The organism is Streptomyces sp. TS71-3 (assembly GCF_018327685.1).
GTDB lineage: Bacteria > Actinomycetota > Actinomycetes > Streptomycetales > Streptomycetaceae > Streptomyces.
The window spans coordinates 2172267-2195985 of sequence record NZ_BNEL01000003.1; the positions used below are offsets into that span (position 1 = coordinate 2172267).

General features: G+C 68.8%; 23 protein-coding genes and 2 pseudogenes. 20 read left to right on the forward strand and 5 right to left on the reverse strand.

Translation table 11 applies throughout. The annotated features are described in order from the left end of the window. Positions 1-114: 114 nt before the first annotated feature. Both Sm713_RS33345 and Sm713_RS33350 read right to left on the reverse strand, forming a co-directional pair. Positions 115-570: a tellurite resistance TerB family protein gene (locus Sm713_RS33345; RefSeq protein WP_212913683.1), complete on the reverse strand. Its 456-nt coding sequence runs from the start codon at positions 568-570 to the stop codon at positions 115-117. Between the two features lie 198 nt (positions 571-768). After that, a complete protein-coding gene (locus Sm713_RS33350) occupies positions 769-2643 on the reverse strand; it encodes a potassium transporter TrkA (protein ID WP_212913684.1) in 1875 nt (624 codons plus the stop codon). Between the two features lie 227 nt (positions 2644-2870). Here Sm713_RS33350 and Sm713_RS33355 point away from each other — a divergent pair, with 227 nt between their 5' ends. Continuing rightward, the gene (locus tag Sm713_RS33355) at positions 2871-4052 is read left to right on the forward strand and encodes a hypothetical protein (RefSeq protein ID WP_212913685.1); all 1182 of its coding nucleotides are present in this window, start codon (positions 2871-2873) and stop codon (positions 4050-4052) included. A gap of 248 nt (positions 4053-4300) precedes the next feature. On the opposite strand, the gene Sm713_RS33360 is transcribed toward Sm713_RS33355, so the two are convergent. Continuing rightward, the gene (locus Sm713_RS33360) at positions 4301-4684 is read right to left on the reverse strand and encodes a BlaI/MecI/CopY family transcriptional regulator (protein ID WP_212913686.1); all 384 of its coding nucleotides are present in this window, start codon (positions 4682-4684) and stop codon (positions 4301-4303) included. 259 nt (positions 4685-4943) lie between these two features. Between Sm713_RS33360 and Sm713_RS33365 the strand changes: the two genes are divergently transcribed. From Sm713_RS33365 to Sm713_RS33405, 9 genes and pseudogenes are all read left to right on the forward strand, one after another. Continuing rightward, positions 4944-5519 (forward strand): TerD family protein, encoded by a 576-nt coding sequence (locus tag Sm713_RS33365; protein WP_212913687.1) that lies wholly within the window; start codon positions 4944-4946, stop codon positions 5517-5519. A gap of 56 nt (positions 5520-5575) precedes the next feature. After that, positions 5576-5719, forward strand: coding sequence for a hypothetical protein (locus Sm713_RS33370; protein ID WP_212913688.1), 144 nt, complete (start codon positions 5576-5578; stop codon positions 5717-5719). Positions 5720-5946: 227 nt separating this feature from the next. Next, positions 5947-6504 (forward strand): annotated as a pseudogene (locus Sm713_RS41525) (TerD family protein); the annotation flags it as partial. A 768-nt stretch (positions 6505-7272) separates the two neighbouring features. Beyond that, positions 7273-7442 (forward strand): annotated as a pseudogene (locus tag Sm713_RS33380) (transcriptional regulator); the annotation flags it as partial. Continuing rightward, a complete protein-coding gene (locus Sm713_RS41530; RefSeq protein WP_212913690.1) occupies positions 7435-7848 on the forward strand; it encodes a hypothetical protein in 414 nt (137 codons plus the stop codon). The pseudogene Sm713_RS33380 and the gene Sm713_RS41530, both read left to right, overlap by 8 nt. Beyond that, positions 7782-8492, forward strand: coding sequence for a transglycosylase SLT domain-containing protein (locus Sm713_RS33390; RefSeq protein WP_212913691.1), 711 nt, complete (start codon positions 7782-7784; stop codon positions 8490-8492). The genes Sm713_RS41530 and Sm713_RS33390 overlap by 67 nt, the downstream gene beginning before the upstream one ends. A gap of 407 nt (positions 8493-8899) precedes the next feature. Next, positions 8900-10045 (forward strand): acyltransferase family protein, encoded by a 1146-nt coding sequence (locus Sm713_RS33395; RefSeq protein ID WP_249416861.1) that lies wholly within the window; start codon positions 8900-8902, stop codon positions 10043-10045. Positions 10046-10166: 121 nt separating this feature from the next. Continuing rightward, positions 10167-10430: a GlsB/YeaQ/YmgE family stress response membrane protein gene (locus Sm713_RS33400; RefSeq protein ID WP_212913692.1), complete on the forward strand. Its 264-nt coding sequence runs from the start codon at positions 10167-10169 to the stop codon at positions 10428-10430. Between the two features lie 473 nt (positions 10431-10903). After that, positions 10904-11338 (forward strand): hypothetical protein, encoded by a 435-nt coding sequence (locus Sm713_RS33405; RefSeq protein WP_212913693.1) that lies wholly within the window; start codon positions 10904-10906, stop codon positions 11336-11338. A 147-nt stretch (positions 11339-11485) separates the two neighbouring features. Here the strand turns inward: Sm713_RS33405 and Sm713_RS33410 are convergent, their stop codons facing one another. Next, complete coding sequence (locus Sm713_RS33410; protein WP_212913694.1) at positions 11486-12916, reverse strand: FAD/NAD(P)-binding protein; 1431 nt, start codon at positions 12914-12916, stop codon at positions 11486-11488. Between Sm713_RS33410 and Sm713_RS33415 the strand changes: the two genes are divergently transcribed. The 6 genes from Sm713_RS33415 (at position 12856) to Sm713_RS33440 (ending at position 20575) form a co-directional block, all read left to right on the forward strand. After that, positions 12856-13290: an Rrf2 family transcriptional regulator gene (locus tag Sm713_RS33415; RefSeq protein WP_212913695.1), complete on the forward strand. Its 435-nt coding sequence runs from the start codon at positions 12856-12858 to the stop codon at positions 13288-13290. The two genes, Sm713_RS33410 and Sm713_RS33415, sit on opposite strands and share 61 nt — an antisense overlap. Before the next feature lie 393 nt (positions 13291-13683). Beyond that, on the forward strand, positions 13684-14046 hold the full coding sequence (locus Sm713_RS33420) for a metalloregulator ArsR/SmtB family transcription factor (RefSeq protein WP_212913696.1): 363 nt from the start codon (positions 13684-13686) through the stop codon (positions 14044-14046). Positions 14047-14095: 49 nt separating this feature from the next. Beyond that, positions 14096-16708, forward strand: a complete 2613-nt coding sequence (gene mgtA, locus Sm713_RS33425; RefSeq protein ID WP_249416863.1) for a magnesium-translocating P-type ATPase — start codon at positions 14096-14098, stop codon at positions 16706-16708. Between the two features lie 334 nt (positions 16709-17042). Continuing rightward, positions 17043-17339 carry a hypothetical protein gene (locus Sm713_RS33430; RefSeq protein WP_212913698.1) on the forward strand — a complete coding sequence of 99 codons (297 nt, stop codon included), beginning with the start codon at positions 17043-17045 and terminating at the stop codon, positions 17337-17339. Positions 17340-17532: 193 nt separating this feature from the next. Continuing rightward, a complete protein-coding gene (locus Sm713_RS33435) occupies positions 17533-19248 on the forward strand; it encodes an LCP family protein (protein ID WP_212913699.1) in 1716 nt (571 codons plus the stop codon). Positions 19249-19453: 205 nt separating this feature from the next. Further along, positions 19454-20575 (forward strand): IS630 family transposase, encoded by a 1122-nt coding sequence (locus Sm713_RS33440; RefSeq protein WP_308293206.1) that lies wholly within the window; start codon positions 19454-19456, stop codon positions 20573-20575. Positions 20576-20604: 29 nt separating this feature from the next. Here Sm713_RS33440 and Sm713_RS33445 read toward each other — a convergent pair whose 3' ends face one another. Further along, positions 20605-21411, reverse strand: a complete 807-nt coding sequence (locus Sm713_RS33445; protein WP_212913701.1) for an ABC transporter ATP-binding protein — start codon at positions 21409-21411, stop codon at positions 20605-20607. A 117-nt stretch (positions 21412-21528) separates the two neighbouring features. Here Sm713_RS33445 and Sm713_RS33450 point away from each other — a divergent pair, with 117 nt between their 5' ends. The 4 genes from Sm713_RS33450 (at position 21529) to Sm713_RS33460 (ending at position 23644) form a co-directional block, all read left to right on the forward strand. Continuing rightward, positions 21529-21996 (forward strand): transposase, encoded by a 468-nt coding sequence (locus Sm713_RS33450; RefSeq protein ID WP_212913702.1) that lies wholly within the window; start codon positions 21529-21531, stop codon positions 21994-21996. Between the two features lie 605 nt (positions 21997-22601). Beyond that, on the forward strand, positions 22602-22955 hold the full coding sequence (locus Sm713_RS40970; protein WP_249416865.1) for an amidohydrolase family protein: 354 nt from the start codon (positions 22602-22604) through the stop codon (positions 22953-22955). Between the two features lie 192 nt (positions 22956-23147). Next, positions 23148-23411, forward strand: coding sequence for a DUF427 domain-containing protein (locus Sm713_RS40975; RefSeq protein ID WP_249416866.1), 264 nt, complete (start codon positions 23148-23150; stop codon positions 23409-23411). Further along, positions 23297-23644, forward strand: a complete 348-nt coding sequence (locus Sm713_RS33460; protein ID WP_249417144.1) for a hypothetical protein — start codon at positions 23297-23299, stop codon at positions 23642-23644. Before Sm713_RS40975 ends, Sm713_RS33460 begins: the two co-directional genes overlap by 115 nt. Positions 23645-23719 lie beyond the last annotated feature (75 nt).

Here is a 23719-nt window from a genome sequence, read left to right on the forward strand (position 1 = left end):
GAAGCGTTCCGGAGCCCACGATGCGGACCGACATGCGCACCGTGCCGAGGGGAAGCGTCCGTGAACCGTCCCTGGGGTCCACGCGGCCGAGCGCAGACCCCAGGGACGTGTTCCTCAGAGGTCGAACTCCTGCGGGGGCAGATCGAGGGCGAAGCAGGCCTCGCGCACGACCGCCCGCTCGTCCTTGTCGAAGTCGCCGTCCGCACCGCCGATGACGATGCCGATCTGGATGACGGCACGGGCCTCGGCCGGCTTCTTCCTGGCCTTGGCGATCTCCTGAAGCACGCTGACCTTGCCGAAGTCGAAGTCGGCCGTCAGCTTGTCCAAGTTGTCCTCGAACCGGCGCTGCAAGTCGTCCGCCGGGAAATTCTGGAGGACCTCGTTGTTCATGATGAGCTGGGCGACCCTGCGCCGCTCCGTCGGATCCACGGTGCCGTCCGCCGCGGCCACGAGCGCGCAGATGGCCATGCTGGCATCGCGGAAGGCGCCGCTCTTGAGGTCGTTCTTCTTCGCCACGAGCTGGGTCTGCATCGTCGATGCCGATTCCCGGATGCGGTCCCACAGGGCCATGAGAACTCCATATGGTGTCAGCGGCCCGGGCCGTCCCTGGGGCGGCCGCGTAGCCTTGCCTTGTCTCTACAACAATGTAGAAACTGGCGGCGTCGCCCATAAGTTCCGCAAGTCTTCGGGATTTTCATCCCTCCGATGGCGGGAGACGCCGAGGACGCGGGCCGGACGCTGGATCAGCCTGGCGTCCGCACGGGCCGTTCAGTCCTCGGCGAGGACGATCACCGTGTCCCCGTCCTCCAGCACGAGCGGATCCGTCTTCGAGGGGTTCAGGAAGACGCCGTAGCCGGGAGGCTCGTGGCCGTGGCGGGCCAGGCGGTAGCCGATGGCCGACTCTCCGCGGTTGCTTGCGGCGGCCACGACGGTGGCGAAGGTGGCCTCGACTCCCGGCACGAGGTAGTTCGCAGCCGGCTTGAGGTAGATCTCGGCACCCTCCGGGTTGAACAGGTCGGTGAAAACCGCTTCCAGGTGAGGGTTCTCGGTCAGCTGGGCCAGCAGCAGGGTGATCACCTTGGTACTGACGATGAAGTCGTCCGCCTTGGTGACCTGGGCTATCTCGCGATTGCCGTCGTCGTTCATCTCGGTGACGATCGAGTAGGGGTCGCCGAGCGCCGTCTCGATGTCGCGCAGGTGCAGCAGGGTCACCAGCGTGCGGTCATCCGCCCGGCCGGGTGCGATGCGGTCGTCGGAGAGCACCACGATGTGCCGGTAGCCGGCGAGGTCCAGCTTCTCCAGGGAGGACCTGCGGGTCGGCTCGCAGTGCCGGTAGCCGACCTCGAGGTTGCGGAGATCCTTGGGCATCTCCCGCTGGGGCGGCCGTCTGGGCGCGGTGACGTCCACGGTCGATGCCGGTTCGACGAAGCTGTCCAGCAGCGAGATGAGTTTCGGCGCGCGGGCGTTCCATCCGATCAGGAGCGTGCGGTCGGGAGACGGGGGCCTGCCCTCCGCCGAGGTGACGGCGGTCGGGACGACGTGCGGCGGTGACGACGCGAGCCGTATCGCAAGATCGTCCTCCGCGACCACGAGAATCTGGTCGCCGGTCGCGAGGACGGTGTCCATCGGCGGGTTCACCAGCACGCTGCCGTCGCGCGTGCGCAGCCCGGCGGGGGCACCGAGGTCGTAGGCGAGGAGCGCCTCGCCGTACGTACGGCCGGCCAGCGCCGGCTCGTCGCGGAAGTAGAACTCGTTGCCCACGAAACTGAGCAGTTCGTTGAAGACGGTGGACAGTCCCGTCTGCCGGTGCGACTGCGCGATGAGCCGCACGGCTATGTCGTCGGCGTCGACGATGAGGGACTTCTCGCCTGCCGCCAGCCGGGCGGCTGGCAGGTTGTCCGAACTCTGCACGGCTGCCACGACAGTGGGGCGTTCGCCGCGCCAGACCCTGTTGTTCAGCAGCAGCAGGACCTTGATCGCATCGACGTCGCTGTCATCCCCGACCGGCGGCAAGACCATGACTGCCTTCGCTGTGTCGGGGCTGACCAGCTCCAGATCCGGGCGCTCCAGCGGGTTGCCGGAGCGGCAGACGACCCGGGTGCGGCCGGTGTCGGGTATGCGCTGGCGGATCTGGTCTTCCATGTCCACCTTGTCCCGGTCGGCGAGGATCACCACGCACGAGCGGCGTTCGCTCTGGTTCGCCTCGACGAGCTCCGCGATGACGGTGAACACCTGGTCCGACCAGCCCAGGACGATCGTGTGCCCACGTTCGATGAGCCGTGAGCGGCCCTTGCGTAATTCCTGGATCCGGTTCTCCAGCCCTCGGGCCAGAACACCGATCAACGCGCTCACGATGAAGATCCCGCCGATCGTCACCGTCAGCATCAGGGCCAGGAAGACAGGCCGGCCGGTGTCTCCGCCCATGGTGCCGGGGTCGAGGGTGCGCAGCAGGCTCATCCACACGACGCCGCGCCAGCCGCCGTTCTGCTCGGCGTCGGACGTGGTGAAGGCGACCACCAGGGCGGAGACGACGGCGACGAGGGCCAGGGAGGCCAGGGCGAGCCAGCCGATGAGCGCGGGGGTACCGCGGTCCATCGTGCCGTCGAACCAGTACCGCAACCGGTCCCGCAACCTGAACCGCATACCCGCCCCCATCCCGAGCAGCCGCTTCAGCGGGCCCCCGCACCATCAGGGCGGTACTCCGCCTCCGGTCCCTCAACCGTAGTCGATCAGACCCACTCACCCCGCAGGCCCGGTGACGAGCCGGATTCCGAGAACTGCCCTGCCGAACGGGAGGTGTTGGTAACCGAATCGCGGTTCACGGTGATGCACAGCGCTCTGCCAGCCTTGGCCACTACTCTCTACCCACTATGGACGACGTACCCTGTATAAGGCCCGACACGGCCAGACCTTTGGACCCCGGCACCAGACTGCTGCACATCGGGCCGCACAAGACCGGAACCACAGCCCTGCAAGGGGCGCTGTTCGCCGCACGGGAACGGTTGGCCGAACACGCTATCGATTACCCAGGCGAGGACCGCCACCCCATGTACGCGGCGCTCGCCGCGAGCTCCAGGCCCTCCATGATGGGTGACAGGCAACCTCGCCGGGAGCACTGGGACCGCCTCGTCGAAGCCGTTGCGGCATCCGGCGACCGGACCGTGGTGGTCAGCAGCGAGTTCTTCGCCGAGGCGGATGCTTCCGCCATCTCGCGGGTCGTCGCTGATCTCGACGGGCCCCGGGTGCACGTGGTGGTGACGCTGCGGCCGCTCGCGAAGATCCTTCCCTCCCAGTGGCAGCAGTACGTGCAGAACGGCCTGCGCATGGGGTATCGCGACTGGCTGGAGCACATGCTCCGCAAACCGCCGTATGAGCAGCCCAATCCGAGCTTCTGGCTGCGTCACGCCCACGACCGGCTCGTCGAGCGCTGGAGCGGTGCCGTGGGCGTGGACAGGCTCACGGTCGTCGTGGTCGACGACCGCGACCGCGACATGCTCCTACGGGCGTTCGAGTCACTGCTCGCACTACCCGTCAAGACCCTGGAGCACGTGACCGACGCGGCGAACCGCTCGCTCACGCTCGGTGAGGTCGAGATGATCAGGCACTTCAACATCGAGTTCCGCAGCAGCGGTCTCCCGGAGCGCATGTACTCAAGGAACGTGCGCTACGGGGCGATCATGCGTATGAAGACGGCGTGGTCCCCGCCGCCCGACCACCCCAGGGTCACCACCCCTGGTTGGGCGCTTGAGCGGGCCGCGCAGATCGGCTCCGGGGTTGCGGACCGGATACGGGAACTGGGTGTCCGTGTGCACGGCGACCTACGGCTGCTGCATGAAGGGCCGACCCTCGCGCCCGAAACCGGGCAGCCCATCGTGTCGGTGGACCCGGCGGCTGCCGCCCAGGCGCTGTTCGGTGCCATCGCCAGCACCCATGAACCCCCGGCAACGCCGCCCAGGACGCAGTCCGTGCATCAGACACGTTCCACAGAACTGATGCGTGTGCTGCTGCGACGGCTGGCCAGACGCGCGGGGCGAGTCCTGCACATCCGCTGAGGAAAGGGATCTGGCGGCCGAGTGCCTCAGGTGTGCGAGGCCGTCAGTGGCGGCCTCAGTAGCCTCCGTGGCCATTCCTACGTCGGCGCGGGCGTGACGACGGTGGGAGAGCTGACCCGGGGGGAGGGGGGGGCTATCGCGGTGGGCGCCTTGGTGGGCGATCTCGGCTGGCGGCTGGCTGAGGTCGGCGGGCGTCAGACCCAGCGCGAGCCCGCAGAGCAGGGTGGAGCATGACGGCCTCCAGGGGCTTACCCCTCCGCCTCGTCACGAGCCTGCTCCAGAAGATCGCGCAGGAACTGCTCGTCGTCCGCCGACAGCGCCGTGACGAAGCTGGCCAGTACTGCCTCCCTGTCGCGCTCGCCGTCCAGTACACGGCGCATTCTCAGGGCGGCGAGCCCCGCCTGGTCGGCAGCCGACACCCATACGAACGACCGGCCATCGCGCCGGCGCGTCACGGCTCCCTTGGCCAGTAGGCGAACCAGCACCGTCATCACGGTCGTGTACGCCAGATCGGCGGCCATGCGGTCCTGCACCCAGCTCGCGGTCACCGGCTGCTGGGCCGTGTTGAGCACCGACAGCACCCTGGTCTCCAACTCCCCGCGCGCCCTGCGCCTCCCATCGGGCTCCGTCACCGTCGACCTCCCTCCCCGGCACCCGCCAGTCGGCTTCTTGTCGTGGGTGACACATCGTATAGACCACTCGGTGCAGGGGCTTCCACTGGAGACGGCGGCTCGGTGGGCCGGGACAGGTCGCCGACCCTCGACGGAATGGCCTGTATGGCGTGTTTTCTGCTGCGCGTTCGTGTTGCTGCCACCTTGAATCTACAATGTTGTAGATTTCGATTCGGGCTCGCATCTGCGAGTAGGAGTCGATCGCGCGAAAGGATGAGTCATGGGCGTTTCCCTGTCCAAGGGGGCCAACGTATCGCTGAGCAAGGAGGCGCCGGGCCTGACCGCCGTGCTGGTGGGGCTGGGCTGGGACGCCCGCACCACCACCGGCGCGGACTTCGACCTCGACGCGTCCGCGCTCCTGGTCAACGAATCCGGCAAGGTCCCCTCTGACCGGCACTTCATCTACTACAACAACCTCACGAGCCCTGAGGGCTCGGTGGAGCACGCCGGCGACAACCTCACCGGCCAGGGTGAAGGCGACGACGAGGTCATCAAGGTGAACCTGGCCGCCGTTCCGGCCGAGGTCGCCCGGATCGTCTTTCCGGTCTCGGTCTACGAAGGCGAAGCGCGGGGTCAGAGCTTCGGGCAGGTGCGCAATGCCTTCATCAGGGTTCTCAACCAGGCCGGTGGGTCGGAGATCGCTCGCTACGACCTCTCGGAGGACGCCGCCACGGAGACCGCGATGGTCTTCGGCGAGCTGTACCGCAACGGCGCCGAGTGGAAGTTCCGGGCCGTCGGGCAGGGCTACGCCTCGGGCCTGACCGGTATCGCCGAGGACTTCGGGGTGTATGTGTGAACGCGTCCTGCGCCGAGGGTGTCGCTTGATCGGCCGGCCGAGGCGGTCACTCAACGGTGCTTCAGCGACTGCCGATCGTCGAGGGTGCCGTCGTCGGCAACGCCGACGGGTCGTCGGATCCCGCCCGCGCCCCCTGCTGGGTGGCCGGCCCGGACCTCTTCGGCAGGACAGAGCCGGACTGCGCCGCACTCGATTCCTGATTGCGCAGCACGGCGGTGGGTGATTTGCAAGGCAGGTGCTGCTGTCGCGTGACGGGTCATATGGGCTGGCGGCAAGGGTATCGACTAGCGCGGCTGCTTGAGCTCGCGCTGTGGTTGCCGACCGTTCGCTACAGAATTCATAAGTTGCGCAATCGGGGAACCATGCGGACTCTGGACGCGTTGTTCCCGGCGAATGCGAGAGCCAGGATCGGTTGTGGAGGAAGACGATGGGTGTGCCCTTGGCCAAGGGCGGCAATGCGTCATTGAGCAAGCAGGCCCCCGGCCTGACTGCCGTGACGGTCGGGCTGGGTTGGCAGGCGGTGCCCGGTCACGATCTCGACGCCAGCGCGCTGCTGTGCGGGGAGTCCGGCAAGGTCCTGTCTGACGATCACTTCGTCTTCTTCAACAACCCGAGCAGCCCGGACGGTTCCGTCACCTTCACGGGTAACGCAGCGCCCGGGTCCGGCCAGGACATCCAGCAGATTCAAGTCGACCTCGGCAGGGTTCCGGCCGACGTCTCGAAGGTCGTCTTCCCGGTCTCCATCTACGACGGTGCGGTCCGGGGGCAGAGTTTCGACCGGGTCTGCGATGCCTACATCCGCGTGGTGGACCGGGACGACGGCGCGGAACTGTCTCGCTACGACCTGGCGACCCGTGGGCTGTCCGAGACGGCCATGGTCTTCGGCGAGTTGTACCGCCACGGTGCGGAGTGGAAGTTCCGGGCGGTGGGACAGGGCTACGCCTCGGGGCTCGCGGGAATCGCCATGGACTACGGCGTCGACGTGTTCCGGGAGAGCGACGCCAGCCCGTCGCCCGCACCGGAGCCGACGGTTCATCCCCAGCCGGTGGCGCCGGCGCAGGACATGGAGGCTCACACGCCACCGGCTTCCGCATACCAGCCGGGCATGTCCGCGCCACCGGCTCCGATATACGCAGGGCCCCAGGTGCCGGCCATCGCCGTCCAGGAGATGCCGACGGCCGGCGCGTCAGAGTATTCAGCAGGGAGTTCTTCTGTGACGTGCTTCTTCGACCCCGGTCACGGGCCCGGCATGGCGGCTGTGACCTGGTACCCGCAGTGGGGTGTGCCCCGGCAGATCCAGGCGTGCGGCAGTTGCGCGCAGCGCGTGCAGACGACCCCGCCGCCGTACTACACCCCGCCCCAGGCGGCCTACGCCCAGCCCGGATATCCCCAGACCGGGTACGCACAGCCACCGTCCGGCTACCCGTACGAGGGCCACGCGCCGCACCACACGGAGCACCACCAGCAGCAGGGCGGCGGACGGCGGTTCGGCGCGGGCGCGCTCATCGGTGCGGGCGCGGCCGGCCTGGTCGGTGGCGCACTGCTCAACGAAGCCTTCGACGACGACGAGCCGGATGTGATCGTGAACAACTACTACGAGGAGGAGTGACCACCTGAACGCCCTTCCCGCCGCCCCTTCCTGCCCGGCTCCTGACGGTTCCAATGGGCAACGTGCGGCTCTTGGCCGGGGCCGGCGCGGCCGCAGACCTGAACCGGGGCGACGTGGACGTATCAACGGGTGACTGGGGGACGGGAGCTGAAACTCGCCGGCCTCGTCGCTCCCGCCGGGAATGCTGGCGCCAGGTGTACTTCGTCGACGATCCGGATGCCGTCACCGTGGTGAGGTCGATGGCGGGCCAGCTGGCCGTGGAGGCCAGCCGGTCGCCCGCTCTGGCGCGCCGGATGCGTGAAGCCGGTGGGTGACACCGCCGCCTCCCGCGATGCGGGCGCCGAGGCATCGGAAACCACGGTCGGTTCCGGATCGGGGGATGCCCTCCTGCTGGTCTTCCTGCCCATGCTCACGGTGCAGGTCCTCGCACAGAACCTCTGTCTCGACGCGGGGCAACTCGCCTTCGCCCTGGTGATGGTGCTCCTGTGCACCGGACGACGCTGGGCGGCCGGGCGAGCTCCGGGTGCGGTCGGCCGGACGGCGGCGCTGACGGCGGTGGGCCTGCTCACACCTGGTACTCCGCTCGGCTCGCTCTCCGGCCTGACGCCTCTGCCGCTCGTCTACTACGTCGCACACGAGAGAGAAGGCAGCACATGGCCGAACCACACTCGCGGCGGCGGTGGCTCACCCTGCTGGTGTTCGCACTGGCCCTCTATGTGATTGTCTGGGCCGCCAGCACCCCGCAGGCCACCCCTCCATCTGGAACAGGGACAGGTACGGGCACTGCGGCCCCGACGCAGGGCCCCGGCTCTCCCCGAGCGACGGCGACCACGCCCTCCGCCGGCGGCGGCAGCCCCTCTGTCGTCGCGAACGCATCCGGCTACGACCCGGCCGGCTACGCCTCTCAGGTCCGCACGAGAGCGCGCCAGGCAGGCGTCAGCTCCCAGTTGCTGATGGCGATCCTCTACAACGAGTCCTACAAACCTCATGACCCTGGCCTGGAGCGTGCCTGGCAGAGGTACAAGCCCGACGCCGCTTTCGGTATCGCCAACATGCACCGCGCCACCTTCGACGCGACCAGACAGGGGCGGGATTTCGCGGATCGGCGCTGGGAAGACCTACCTGGCGACCGCGACCTCGCCATCGAGGCCGCGGCCTGGTATCTGCACGATCTCTCGGTGCAGTTGCCAACGCACTGGCCGGCGCCCTTCACCCGGAACGAGTTGCTGGCGTTGGGCTACAACTCCGGCGCCGGCAACATGCGCGCCTTCGCGCGGGGCAGGTCACTTGGAGACCAGGTCGCGTCTTACCTCTCGCGTCTGCATGCCAACTGGTCGGAAGCGGGCAAAGCGGTTGGTGTGTAGCATCGAGATCGCTCTGCGCTCCGTCAGCCGTAGGAGGGATCTGCGCACGGATCGTCGTGGGCTGAGCGGGCTCCGTCGGGGACCTCGGAGGGTACTGCGGTGCGAGCGGACGAGTCGCCGTCCGCGACATGCTCTCCCGGGATGTGCGACTGGCCGGACGATCTGCCTCACATGATGGTTGTACAGTTGCGCAATGTGGCAATCGATTGCGGAGTCTGGTGCCGTCGCCTCCCCGGTGCAGGAGGCTTCATGCCGCACCGTCTCGCTGAGGTCGCCGTAATCACGCGAAGTGTGCGCAAGGAAGTTCCGCGCCCTGTAACCACCGCTTTGCGCGTCTTGCCCGACGGGTCTCGTCAATCAGTACGCTCAAGCTCCTGGCGACGCCCCCGGGCCATTCAGAAAGGATCGTGAGGGAAACGCTGTCGCCGCACGCCAACCAGGACGCCCAGACACACCCGCACGCGGGGCCCGGCCGGCCCGATGGCGCTGTCACCGAACGGCATCGACCGAGAGGGAGCAAGCAGCGGGACCCATTCTTCGACAACGCCAAGTACCTGGCCATTGTCCTGGTCGCGATGGGGCACTCCTGGGAACCGCTCAGGGAGGGCAGCCGAACGGTCAGCGCGCTGTACATGACCGTCTACGCCTTCCACATGCCGACGTTCATCGTGATCTCGGGCTACTTCTCGCGCAGCTTCACGGGCAGCGCCGCACAGCTGAGGCGACTCCTGACAGGCGTCGCTCTTCCGTATGTGATCTTCGAGGTGGCGTTCTCGCTCTTCGACCGCTGGGCCGGCGGCAACCCCGACCAGCCGATCAGCCTCCTCGACCCGTGGTTCCTGACCTGGTTCCTGGCCGCACTGTTCATCTGGCGATTGACCACGCCCCTGTGGAAGAGCCTCCGCTGGCCGCTCCCGATCGCTCTCGCCGTGGCCATGCTCGCCACCACCTCGCCGTCCATCGGCGACGACCTGGACCTCCAGCGTGTGCTTCAGTTCCTTCCGTACTTCGTCCTCGGCCTCTGCCTGAAGCCGGAGCACTTCCAATTCGTACGGCGCCGCGCTGCACGGATCCTGTCCGTCCCGGTCTTCGCGTGCGCCCTTGCCACTGCGTACTGGGGTGTTCCGCGGGTGAGCGACGCATGGTTCTTCCATCGCGACAGCGCAGAGGAGCTCGGCGCACCCGGTTGGAGCGGGCCCGTCATGACGCTGGCGCTCTTCGGCTGCTCCACCGTGCTGGTCGCCTGCTTCCTTGCTTGGGTACCCGGGCGGAGGGTCTGGTTCAGCGCGCTCGGGGCAGGCACGCTCTACGGCTATCTGCTCCACGGGTTCGTGGCCAAGGCCGCGGAGTTCTGGAACTGGTATGACCATGACTGGCTGCACGGACCGATCGGTGAGATTGCGGTCACTCTGGTCGCCGCCGTGGTCGTCACCGGGCTGTGCACGGCGCCCGTCCGACGGATCTTCCGCTTCGCGCTGGAGCCGAGGATGGCCTGGGCGTTCCGCGAGGATCCGGCCGAAGCGGCCCGCGCCCGCAACACTGCGCATGTCTGATGCGGACAGACGGCTCAGAAGGTGGAGGACTCGTGGGAGAACTCATGCCGTACGAGGCCGGTATGTACTGTCACACGCAGGGCAGACCTGAGACGAACGCACTCGACGAATGGGGTTGGGCATGGGGATTGCGGGCGTTTTCAGCGCCATCGTGATCGGTATCGTCATCGGCATCCTGGGCCGGCTGGTCGTGCCCGGCCGCCAGCACATCGGTGTGGTGTGGACGATCCTCGTCGGGATCGTCGCGGCGTTCGTCGGCACGGGGATAGCCGCCGCGTTCGGAGTCGCCGACACCAAGGGCATCGACTGGATCGAGATCGTCATCCAGGTCGCGCTGGCCGCTGTCGGCGTCACGTTCCTGGACCGCGCGAAGTCCCGCCGCTGACCGTGGTCGTCATGCCCGGAGCCGGCGCGGCTGCCTCGGTGGTGCGCGGAGGGTGGAAAGAGCGATCTGACCGGGCGGGCGCGACCGAGTGAGGCATTCCTGGAGCTGTTCGCGGGGCGTGGTCTCGAAGAGACCTCGCTCCGCGCTGCGGGGGCCGCTGGGCTCTCGCCTGCACTGATGACTCACAGTTTCGGCTTCAAAGAGGGCCTGTGCGCGGTCAATGCCATCATCACGTCTGTCTCATGGGAATCTCATCCATTGCCCATGGTGAATCAGGAACTGACCACAGTATGGTCAAGTATTCAACAGGATAGTAAGGCTCCGGGCCGGGACAGTCGGGAGGCGGATGTGACCAACTTGGCGGGTCCGAGGTGTGTCGCGTTCCTCTGGCCAGGCGGTTCCGTTCCGTTCGGGCCGTTCATCGGCTGGTGGAGCGCAACCACAGGGACATGGAAGATCCAGGAGGGGCGGCCTTGCCGGAATCGAAGGTCGCGCGGGCGTTCAGGCGCGACACCACCCTTGCCCTGGGGGCGCCCGTCTTGAGCGATGTGAGATCTCGATGTACCTGTCCGGGAGCCACCGTGTGGCTGACGGGACAGCAGCGGTCCGACCGCATGGCGGCGGCTTTCGCCCTGGCCGAACGGCTGCTGGCCGAGCAGCACCGGGTCGAGGTTCTCGACCAGTTTGACGGCCCCGGAACGAATGTGGAGCGCACCGGAGTCATGGCCGAGGTGCTGGCCCGCAACGGGATCGTTGCGATCGTCCCCTGCGCTACGGACAACATGGCCGCCGCGCGTAAGCGCCACGAAGCGAGCGGTACCCGTTACCTCGAAGTCCCCCTCTCCGGGCAGGAGGGCCCGGCTGACACGGCGGCTGAGGTACACAGGCTCCTCGTTGAACACGAATGACCAACCGCTCAGGAGCACGGCCCCTTCACGAGGCCGCACCCGTACGTCCCAGAAACCTCGTCCCTGCTGGTCACAGCCTCCCGATCCGATGAGGCCGTGGATCTTGGCATGCGTGACACAGCACGGGGCGGTATCGCTGCGACTGCTTTAACCGGTCGTGGTCCGGAAAGATCGGCACCGACGGCTGCTCGCCGCGGGGAGTGCGAGGAGCGCTTCGGCCACCGCCGCAGCCTGGACGCGGATCTCCGGGATCGCTGTGGTCTCCCACAGTTCGCCGCGGCGCGGCGCACCCAGCGTCCACAGTGCGCGAGCGGTACGGCCGTCCCGGTCGCGCAGACGCCCGTTCTCGGTGGTCACTCCGATGCCCAGCGGGCCGGGCACGGCGTCACCGCGGTGGAGCAGGTTCCGCCACAGCGGATCGGAGGTGTCCGCCGGAACCAGTCCCGGGCCCGTGCAGTCGACCACCCGGCTCACCCGGAGCTCGTGGCCGTCGCCCAGGCCGACCGAGAGGAGGCCGTCCGGGAGTTGCCGGGCGCTGGTGATCCCTCCCGGAGCCGTTTGCAGCCGCCGGGCGCGCCGCAGCCGCGCCACGGTCTCCGCGGTCGCCGGGGGCATTCGGTGGCGGTGCACGTTCCACAGCGAGCCGTCGTGCCGGATGAAGTCGGCACGTTCCTCGACCGACAATGAAGCCCACAACTCGGCGGTGACCGGGCGCAGTCCGTCCAGTCCCGGGCGCCAGTCGCCCTGCGTGCGCAGGACCCGGCCGATATGCCGCCGCACCTCGGTGCGCAGCCTCGGCAGCGGCAGGCCCAGCAGTGGTTCGGTAGGGGGCGTGGCGGGCAGCGGAGAAAGGGCATGCGCCTGGGGCAGCCGTCCGTTGCGGGATACGGCGTGCACGGTGCGGCCGGGGCGGTTCAGCCGGAGGGCCACGTCCACGGCGGTCAGTCCCGTGCCGATCAGCAGGAGGTCCTCACGGCATCGCTCGCCGGCCGCGGCGTCCAAGGCGCCCGGTGCCCAGGGGTCGGCGACGAAGCGGTCACTGGTGCGCAATGCGCTCGGCAGTCCCGCTGGGGACGAGTGTGCCGGGCCGGTGGCCAGCACCACGCCGTCGGCGTCGACGGCCTTACCGTCGGACAGTTCGAGCCGGGCGTGACCGGCGGGGCCGTGGCTCCACCGGCAGTCGGTGACCCGGGCTTTGAGGCGACGCACGCGGACGACCCCGTGGGCGGCGATGATGGCATGGCCGAGGGTGTCAGCGAGATAGGCGCCGTAGCGGTAGCGCGAGACGAAGTCGGCGGCCCTGATGGTCGGTTCGCCGTGGCGGCACAGCCACCGTACGAAGTGGCCGGGGTCGTCCGGGTGGCAACTCATTTTTCCAGCAGGCACGTTGAGCAGGTGCCGTGGGTCGCGCGTGGCGTAGGCGGTGCCGCGGCCGGCCTCCGGTGCCGGATCGATCAGAAACAACTCCAGGGGAACACCGCGGCGGACCGCGGCTTCGCAGAGTCGTACGGCGACCAGTGCGCCGGCGGCGCCTGCTCCCACGACAGCCACCGATTTCCGCGGGACTGTTGGAGTCATGCCATGCCTCCTGTCGGCCAGAGCATCTGGCTGGGGCGGCTGTACACGAGCTGAGACTGGCCGGCCTGGTGCACAGCGTGCGCGGCCCGCGTGGCGGATATCTGCTGGCCACGGCGCCCGCCGAAATCAGCCTCGCGGATGTGATCCGCGTGGTGGACGGACCGCTGGCCAAGGTGCGGGACCTGAGCCTGACCGGCCTGGAGTACCCGGGCGCGGCCGCTGGGCTCCCCGACGTGTGGCGGGCGGTGCGTACCAGTCTGCGCCAGGTACTGGAGGCCACCACGCTCGCCGACCTCGCCCAGAGCACGTTGCCGCAGGTCGTAGGAGAGCGCGCGGAGGAGTACATAGCCGACGTCCGCCACTACGGAATGTGACAGATTCCCGTTTTCTCTCCCGGCCCCTCCGGAGTCACGCTGAAGAAATTTCCCTGGGGCCGAAACGGAAGACGGAAGACCCTTCATCTTGATGTGCTTTGGATTCTTGCTGGATGTCACCGAGAATTCTCGATCTGTGCCATCAAGGCCATCCCCGGACCGCACCGCGAGAATCTACTTGGCGAGACACGTACACCTGCTGCCGCCCGTCCTCCGAGAGCTCGCCGTCGGCCTGGACATGACCTCCGTGATGAGGAGCGACCGGTTGATCCCTTCGGCCTCCAGCCGCCGCCGGCCGGGCACAGGCCCGGATGGAGCACGGGCGGCGAGTCCTGACATCTAGACTGGGTCCCCGCAAACTCGGCGGCAGCAAACGGGTGGACAGGAGAGGTTGTGGCGGCAGACGGCGGTACTTTCGAAGATCCGCCCGCCGAGGTTCTGGCGGAGGCGGCCGCCGCATTCGGACTGCTTGCCTCGTCGGCGCGGCTGCACATCATGTGGGCGCTGGCCCAGGGAGAAAGCGATGTGAGCAACCTCGCGGGCCGGGTGGGAGGAGCACTGCCCGCGGTCAGCCAACACTTGGCGAAGCTGAAGCTCGCCAGGCTCGTGGGCTCCCGCAGGGAGGGCCGGCGGCAGGTCTATTTCGTCGACGACCCGGACGTCGTGACCGTGGTGCGGCTGATGGTCGGCCAACTCGCCGCACGTGCCGAGGCAGTGCCCACACCCGTGCGCCGGCTGCGCGGGACCGGTGCCTGAGGGCTTCGCGGCCTCGGAACCGGGCGTCGGGGCGCTCGCGCCTGGAGCCGTGACAGCATCGGGGGGCTTCCCGGTCGTCGCTGCGGCAGGTCCGCAAGCGGGCACGTCGACCGTGCTTGAGGTGCTGCGGCACTTGGACAGCGGGCCACGGGGATTGACCGAGGCGCAGGCCGAAGAGCGCCTGGGCCGGTTCGGGGCGAACACGCTTCCGGCGCGGTACGAACCCTCCTGGCCGTGGTTGTTCGTACGCGCTCTGCGGGATCCGTTCACTGCGGTCCTGCTGTGTCTCGGGCTGGTGTCCGCGGCCGTCGCCTCTTGGGGGACGGCCTGCGTGATCTTCCTGCTGGTGGCGGTCAGCTGTGTACTGCGCGCGTCCGGAGAGCATCGGGCCGAGACGTCCATGACCGCCCTGCGCGAGCTGGTTGCGGCCACCGCCACCGTGCTCCGCCGCACAACGGAGGACACCGCGCCGGCGGCCCGCGAGATCCCGGTGGACGAGCTGGTGCCTGGAGACGTCGTCCGCATCGGCCCGGGCGACCTGTTCCCGGCGGACGTACGACTGCTGCGCGCGCACGGACTGAACGTCCACCAGGCCGCACTCACCGGTGAGTCGGCCCCCGTCCGCAAGGATGCGACCGACGTGGCGGCCAGGGTCTGCGGCGGCGTGTTCGACCAGCCGCATCTGTGCTTCCAAGGCAGCAGCGTCGCCTCCGGCAACGGTACGGCGGTCGTCACCGCAACCGGAGCGGATACCCGCTTCGCCGCCGACCACGGTCGCAGCGCCGGCCGCCAGGACGCGAGCGCCTTCGACCGCTCGGTGCACGGCATCTCCTGGATCTTGATCCGGTTCATGCTGCTGACCCCGCCGCTGGTCCTGATGACCAACGCGGCACTGCGCGGGCGGGGCCTGGAAACGCTGCCGTTCGCCGTCGCGGTGGCGGTCGGGTTGACGCCGGAGATGCTGCCGGTCCTCGTCACCACGTGCCTGGCCCGCGGAGCCTCGCTGCTGGCCCGCGGCCACGGGGTGATCGTCAAGCGGCTGCCTGCGCTGCACGATGTCGGCGCCGTGGACGTGCTGTGTCTGGACAAGACCGGCACACTCACCCAGGACCGGCCGGTCGTCGGTCGTTCGCTCGGACCGGACGGACGGGAGGATCCCGAGGTCCTGCGCTGGGCTGCTGTGAACGCCTGGTGGACTCTGCAGCTCGCCGACCTGCCGGCACCGGACACCCTCGACGAGGCGCTCCTGGATGAGGTCGACGAGGACGAGCTCATGGCGTACGACGGGGTGGCGGCGATCCCCTTCGACCCGCTCCGCCGTCTGGCCACCGCTGTCGTCCGCACGCCCGGACGCCCCGGCGTCCACACTCTGGTCGTCAAGGGCGACATCGAGGCCGTCCTTGAGCGCTGCGCCGTGACCGAGGACGAGCGTGGACTGCTGCGCGGCCTCGCCACCCGGCAGGCCGACGGTGGCCTGCGTGTCCTGGCGGTCGCCACTGCCGAGCGCCCGGCCCGTGCGCGCGACTACACGCCGGCCGACGAACGCGGTCTCACCTTGCAGGGCCTGATCACCCTGCGGGACGCGCTCGCTCCCACCGCTGCCGACGCGTTGAAGGTCCTCACCGACCAGTGCGTCACCGTCAAAGTTCTCACCGGCGATCACCCGGGAACCGCCCTCCGCGCCTGCCGTGACCTCGGCACCCCCGTCGCCGAAGGCGCCGTTCTCACCGCCGACCGCATCGACGGCCTCACCGACGCCGATCTGACCAAGCTCGCCTGCCGTACGACCGTCTTCGCCCGCTGCACGCCGGAGCACAAGGCCCGGATCATCCACGCCCTGCGAAGCGCTGGGCACACCGTCGGCTTCCTTGGTGATGGCGTCAACGACCTGCCCGCCCTGCGCGCCGCCGACGTCGGCATCGCCCCGCGCGACGCCGCCGACGTGGCCCGCGAGGGCGCCGACGTAGTGCTCGCCGAGAAGAACCTCACCGCGGTCGCCCACGCCATCGGCGCGGGCCGGCACGCGGGCGGCAACATCGCCACGTACCTGCGCATCACCCTGTCCTCGAACCTCGGCAATGTGATCGCGATGCTTTCGGCGGGCCTGCTCCTGCCGTTCCTGCCGATGCTTCCTGCCCAGGTCCTCATCCAGAACCTGTGCTTCGACGCGGCCCAGCTCGCCTTCGCACACGACCGCCCGCACCCCTCAGTGCTGCGCGTTCCGACCGTGCTGCGCCCGCGCGACCTGCTGCGCTTCATCACCGGGTTCGGGGTGCTCAACGCCGTCGCCGACCTCGCCACCTTCGGCGCCCTCGCGCTCGCCCTGCACGGTCCGGGTACGGGGAACGACGAGGCGGTGTTCCACTCCGGCTGGTTCACGGAGAACCTGCTCACCCAGGCCCTGGTGATGCTGCTTCTGCGCGCAGGCCGCCGTTGTGCCGCGAGAGGCAGGCCGGGCCCCGTCGCCTGGGCCGCGATGGCGCTGGCGGTCATCGGAGTGCTGTTGCCGCCTTCACCCCTTGGCCCATTGCTCGGCCTGACCGCCTTGCCCGTCGTCTATTACTCGCTGCTCACCGCCGTCCTCGTGCTCTACGCCGCCGGACTTCTGGCGACCAGGGCGCGTTATGAGCGGCGACACGCGGAGCGCGCGACTGGAGGGTGAGGCGAAGGCTCACGCGGCCGGCGGATGATCGTTGCAAGCGGGTGGGAGGAACGCGTTGCAAGACGCCGTGGTCCCCACCGCAAGGACTCCTCGCTGGTGGCCGGGAGCGGACCGTGTACTGCTCACGGAGCGCTCCTGGCTCTGAGGCCCCAAGGAAGAGGCCCGCCTTCACCGTGGCACGCCCGCCGGCGGCCAAGCCGACCGTATCTGCGGAGGCTGAACGCGAGCTGGACCAACGGGTGAGCGGCGGTGGGCGGAGTCCGAAGAGGTTGCTGCCTTGCGCAATAATCTAAGTAACAGGGTGGGGCCCGGTATCAGGGAAGGAAGCAGAGCCATGCGGCGCGGGGAGATTCTGCGAGTGAGTGATGTGAATCTGCGGCTGGGCGCTGCCGTGGCCGAGGTCGAAGGGCTCTATGCGGCGCTGCTGAGGGCGGGTTCTTCGGAGCGCCGCGCGCGGCTGCAGGCGGAGCTGGCGCGTGCCGCCGGCCGTCTCGCCGTTCTGGCGGACGGACTGCCGAAGGCGCCGCCCTTGACCGTTGGCGTACGGCGCTCGCGTCGGGCTCGGCGGCGGGCGCTGGTCGAGCGCGGTGCCGCGTGGATCATCGCCCGGTGCGGGCGGGCGGGCCGCTGACGTCGGAGGTTCCATGAGATGCCTCACCTGTGAATCCCGTCCTGATCTGTGCTGTACAGGCCATGGATTTGTTAGATTGCGCAACTGTGCAATCGAGGTGGGGCACGGCTCCACCTGATCTACGCCGCGCACGTCCGGCCGTGCCCCCCCAACGGCCTGGCCTGATGGGCCCGACCGTTCCTGGGAGTGGGAGATGAGTGATCCGTGGGACGGCCCGGTCGGCCAGGCCACACGCAGGAGCAGTCGCACGGACCGGGTACCCGGACAGCGTAGGGCCGGGTCCGACGGCGGAGCGCGCCCAACGGGTGGCCGCGCCGCGGCGCGAGCATCCTCCCGTTCGCGCAGTGACACACCACGGCGGCGCCGGGCCCGGCCGGTGCGCCGCGGCAGGCGGGTGCTGAAGATCATCGGGATGTGCCTGGCCGTTCTGATCCTGGGGACAGCGGGCGTCGGCTGGTGGTTCTACCAGCACTTGAACGGCAACCTCAACAGCGTGTCGCTCGACGGCAGGGGCGGCACGGAGAAGGCCGACGCGTTCGGCCGCACCCCGATCAACATCCTGGTCATGGGCTCGGACGGCCGTACCAGCAAGGCGGACTGCAAGCTCGGCGGCGGTTGCTCGAAGACCGGCGTGCAGACCGGCAACGGGAACGCGGACGTCCAGATGGTGGTGCACATATCCGCCGACCGCTCCAACGCCACCGTGATGAGCATCCCGCGGGACACCATGACGAACATCCCCGCCTGCAAAGACAGCGAGAACGGCACGTCCACCGCCGGATACTACGGCCAGATCAACAGCGCGCTCCAGTACGGCCCGGCCTGCCAGGCGGCCACCATCCACCAGCTCACCGGCATCCCCATCGACCACTTCGTCAAGCTCGACTTCTCCAGCGTCGTGACGATGTCCGACGCGGTCGGCGGCGTCTCGGTGTGCGTCAGCGACAACGTCTACGACACCTACTCGCACCTGAAGCTGTCCAAGGGCACGCACACGCTCAAGGGCGACGCGGCCCTGGAGTTCGTCCGCTCCCGGCACGGGTTCGGCGACGGCAGCGATCTCGGCCGCACCGTCTCCCAGCACATCTTCCTCAGCGCGATGATCCGCAAGTTCAAGAGCGCGGGCACGCTCACCGACCCCACCGCGGTTTACGACCTCGCGGACGCCGCCACCAAGGCGCTGACCGTCGACGACGGCCTGGGCAGCATCCAGAAGCTCATCGGCTTGGCCACTGACGTGAACAAAGTCCCCACCAGGCGGTTCACCTTCGCCACCATGCAGACCGCCCCGGCCCCGGACGACAGCAACCGCGTGGTGCCCGCGGCGGCGGCCAAGACCCTGTTCGCCACCATCGCGGGCGACCAGTCGTTGACCAGCGGCTCCGGCAAGCAGTCCCCGACGGCTTCCACGAGTCCCACCGCCTCGGCGATGCCCGCCTCCCAGGTCGCGGTGACGGTCGAGAACGGCACCGATATCACCGGCCGCGCCTCCGCCGTCGCCACCGCCCTGACCGACCAGGGCTTCGGCTCCGGCACGACCACGGCCAACGCCCCGAGCCCGGCGAGCGACACCACCCTCTCGTACGGCGCCGGCCAGAAGGCCGAGGCTCAGACTGTGGCCAAGGCCTTGGGGCTGTCGTCCTCGCACCTCAAGCAGGACAGCGGTAGCGGCCTGACGCTTGTGATCGGAAGTGACTGGCCCAGCGGCGCCACCTACCCGGGCAGCGCCTTCTCGTCCACGCCCGCCGACACGCAGGCTGCCGTCTCCGACGCCCATGCCTCGACCGCCGACGAGTCCAAGTCCTGCGCCAAGGTCAGTCCCTACAGGACCGTCAGCCTCAACGGCTTTGCCATGACCCCTGCCCAGGCATACGCGGCCGCGAGCAGCAAACCCGACTCCGACGAGTGAAGAGGGTGGGCGTAGGGCCACAGATCAGTGGTTCGCGACCGAGGGCTGCGCGACCTCGGTGCAGTACGCCTGCCAGAAGGCGGCGCCGTTTGGGGCGACGGCTGGGCAGGAGCCGCAGCTAGTGCTGTGACCGGATAGGTTCGCCGGGTTGGTGGTGGGAGAGGTTGGATGGGCGGTGACGTTCGTTCCGACCGCTGGAGGTGTGGTGGCCGAGCCTGTGCGGGTTCGCCGACTGACCGACCAGGAAGGGCAGAAGCTGCAGCAGATCGTGCGCCGGGGCAGTACCAGCTCGGTTCGTTACCGGCGGGCGATGACGCTGCTGGCGTCCGCCGGCGGAAACCGTGTCCCGGTCATCGCCCAGCTCGTCCAGGCCGACGAGGACACGGTGCGGGAGGTGATCCACCGGTTCAACGAGATCGGCCTGGCTTGCCTGGACCCTCGATGGGCGGGAGGCCGTCCCCGCCTGCTCACCCCTGACGATGAGGACTTCGTCATTCAGACGGCCACCACCCGCCCCACCAAGCTCGGCCAGCCCTTCACCCGCTGGTCGATCCGCAAACTCGCCGCCTACCTGCGCCGCGTGCACGGACGCGTCATCCGCATCGGCCGGGAAGCCTTACGATGCCTGCTCCTGCGCCGCGGCATCACCTTCCAGCGCACCAAGACCTGGAAGGAGTCCACCGATCCCGAAGGCGACGCCAAACTCGACCGCATCGAGCACGTCCTGGAGTATTTGACGGACCGGGTTTTCGCCTTCGACGAGTTCGGCCCGCTGGGCATCCGGCCCGCCGCCGGCTCCTGTTGGGCCAAGCAGGGCAAGCCCAACCGGCTCCCGGCGACCTACCACCGCACCCACGGCGTCACCTACTTCCACGGCTGCTACTCCGTCGGTGAGGACCGGCTGTGGGGTGTCAACCGCCGCCGCAAAGGCACCGTCAATACGCTGGCCGCGCTGAAGTCGATCCGCGCTGCCCGGCCCGACGGCGCCCCGATCTACATCATCCTGGACAACCTTTCCGCCCACACCGGCGCGACGATTCGCCGCTGGGCGAGGAAGAACAAGGTCGAGCTGTGCTTCACCCCGACCTATACCTCCTGGGCCAACCCGATCGAGGCGCACTTCGGCCCGCTGCGGCAGTTCACCCTGGCCAACTCCCACCACCGCAGCCACCCCGTGCAGACCCGGGCCCTGCACCGCTACCTGCGCTGGCGCAACGCCAACGCCCGCCACCCCGACGTACTCGCCGCGCAACGCAGGGAACGCGCCCGAATCCGCGGTGAGAAGGGCATCCGCTGGGGCGGACGCCCCCTTGCACCCGCATCCTGACCGGCCCGGCCAACCCAGGGGGCACAGCACTAGCGGCCCGAGCGTGCGTACCACCGGCCGTCGTGGCGGGCTACATGAACGGGACGTCCGAAGCAGACCGTCATGTTGTCCGGAGTGAGCACGCCGTCAACCAAGCCGGACGCCAACTCGCGGCCTTCCTTGAGCAGGAAGGCATGAGTGGTGCTGGGCGGGAGTTCCTCCAAGTGGTGGGTGACCGTGACGGTGGCGAGGCCCGCCCGGTCGGCCGCCAGCCGATGCAGTGCGTCCACGAGGTCCTCGCGGGACGGGAGGTCGAGGGCGTTGAACGGCTCGTCGAGCAGGAGCAGCGACGGATCGGCCATCAAGGCACGGCAGATGAGGATCCGGGCGCGCTGGCCACCCGAGCAGTCGCCGAAACGGCGGTCGGCGAGCTCCTTGCACCCAAGCTCAGCGAGCAGGGCATGGGCGCGCTCGCGGGTCGCGGTGTCGTACTCCCGCCACAGGGGCTGCACAGTGCCGGTCGCCCCGGTGAGGACGACAGTGTGGGCGGTGACATCTAGCGGGACCTTCTGGGCGGTGGATACCAGGCCGACGCGCGCTCGCAGCTCGCGCATGTCGACGCGGCCGAGTCGGTCACCGAGGACCTCGACCGTGCCGACGGTAGGGAACATAACCGCCCCCACGAGCCGGAGCAGGGTGGTCTTGCCAGCTCCGTTGGCCCCCAGCAGCGCCCAGTGCTCGCCAGGCCGAACGGTCCAGTTGATCCCGTCAAGGACAATCTCTTGTCCGGTAGTACGGCGGTGGACAGCAACATCCGTCAGAGCGACGACGGCGCGGGGCTCCTGGGTTTCGGTCACATCGCCAGAGTAGTGCCATGACTGGCAACCTCACCGGACTTCCATGCCGCCATCGGCGATCGGACAACCCGGTGAACGTCGCCGGTCACAGCACTAGCACGCCCCCGACTCGATGAGTTGACGTACGAGCGTAAGTGCGACCTCCTGGATCTGCTCGACGTACGCATCGAGATCGTCAGAGGCCACGAGGGCCAGACCCGCCCGGGAGGCTGCCCGTTCGAGACGTGGTTCACCTCCCGTGGAAAGCTGGTGCCGTCTCCCCTCACCGACGAGCAGTGGACCCGAGTGGAGCACATCTTCCCCCAGCCCAGGAAGACCATCAGGACCATCTCGCCCCGCATCGCGTTCGAGGGATCTCTGATGAAGGTCCGCAACGGCATGCAGTGGCAGGACCTGCCTGAGTCGTTCGGACGGCATTTGAGCGTGTACCAGCGGGCGCTGGACTACCTGCAGGAAGGGGTATGGGGCGAGGCGCGGTGTGTGCGCTGGGGGACTACGAGGGCACCCCTGTGCCAGCGCTCTACTCCCTGCCCGACTTCAAGATCACAGGTTCTTTCGACGCTCGGCTCACCAATGCGGACATGAACGAACGCGGCTGTCCTGACGGACAAACGTCAAGCTCTTCACCGCCTACCCCGGTGTGTTCTTCAGTGACGACGGCCAGATCCTCCGCGCGATGCAGCGTGCCGCGGGCAACGGCGGGCTGATCATGACGCACGCGGAGAACGGGCTCGCCATCGACGTCCTGGTGGAGCAGGCCCTCGCCCGTGGTGAGACGGATCCGCGCTTCCACGGTGAGGTGCGCAAGGCGCTGCTGGAGGCGGAGGCGACGCACCGGGTGATCAAGCTGGCGCAGGTGGCGGGGGCGCCGGTGTACGTGGTGCACGTCTCGGCGCAGGAGGCGGTGGCGGAGCTGGCGAGGGCGCGTGACGAGGGTCTGCCGGTGTTCGGGGAGACCTGCCCGCAGTACCTCTTCCTGTCCACGGACAACCTCGCGGAGCCCGACTTCGAGGGGGCGAAGTACGTGTGCTCGACGCCGCTCAGGCCGCGGGAGCACCAGGCGGCGCTGTGGCGGGGGCTGCGCACGAACGATCTCCAGGTCGTCTCCACCGACCACTGCCCGTTCTGCTTCACCGGCCAGAAGGATCTGGGCCGGGGCGACTTCTCCAAGATCCCGAACGGGATGCCGGGTGTCGAGAACCGCATGGACCTCCTCCACCAGGCGGTCGTCGACGGGCACATCAGCCGCCGCCGCTGGATCGAGATCGCCTGCGCGGATGTTCGGCCTGTACGGCAGGAAGGGCACGATCGCGCCGGGCGCGGATGCTGATGTGGTCATCTACGACCCGGTGGCCGAGCAGGTGATGTCCGCGGAGACCCATCACATGAACGTCGACTACTCGGCCTACGAGGGCAAGCGGGTCACCGGCCGCGTCGAGACGGTCATCTCCCGCGGGGAACTCGTGATCGACGAGAGGAAGTTCACCGGCCGCGCCGGACCGGGTGCGTACCTCCCGCGCGGTGTCACCCAGTACCTATGCTAGGGCCGGTCTCCTTGAAGGCCCTGGGCGCCATTCCTGCTGGTAGGCGGGGTGTTCGGACTATGACTGGGCAAGGACTCGCAGCGCGCGCGACGTGGAGAGCCACCGCGCAAGGAATTGGTGCCTCTGGGCCAACGCGGGCGGCCACGGGGCTGGATGTGGCCCAAGCAATGGGATCGTTGAGAGGAAAGTCTGATGAAGGCAGCGGTCGGGGAGACCGCCGTGGCCGAGGCCGCGAGCGAGGCGGTAGTCAGCATCGAGGGGAATGTCTACTTCCCGCCGGACTCAGTGGCGGCCGGCGCGCTCCGCGACAGCCCGACCCCTTACACCTGCCCTGGAAGGGGATGGCGCAGTATCACGACGTTGTGGTCGGCGAGATGGCGGCCCTCGCCCCGAGCGGCCAGGAGGGCGTGGCCAGTTCGAACCTCCAGCTGTCCGAGACGCTGTCCGTGGCCGTGATGACCGGCCTGGGGACGGCCGTCAGCGCCTTCGCCGCCTCCCAGGACTGGGCGACGAACGCCGGCCTCGGCATCGTCTTCGTCGTCACCGCCGCCGCTGCCCTGCTGGGCGTCGGGGCCGGCCTGCGCACCGGCGTCCGCGACGTGGAGTCGGGTGCGACGGCGGACCCCCAGCCCGCGGACCAGGCACAGACCCGGACCAGCCCGCCCGTCCGCGGTTCGGAGGAGGCCTGAACACCCGTAGAAGGCGGGGCACCGAACCCGGTCAGCGCGATGGCGGCAGTTCCCCACTCGGCGCCTTTGGGGCCC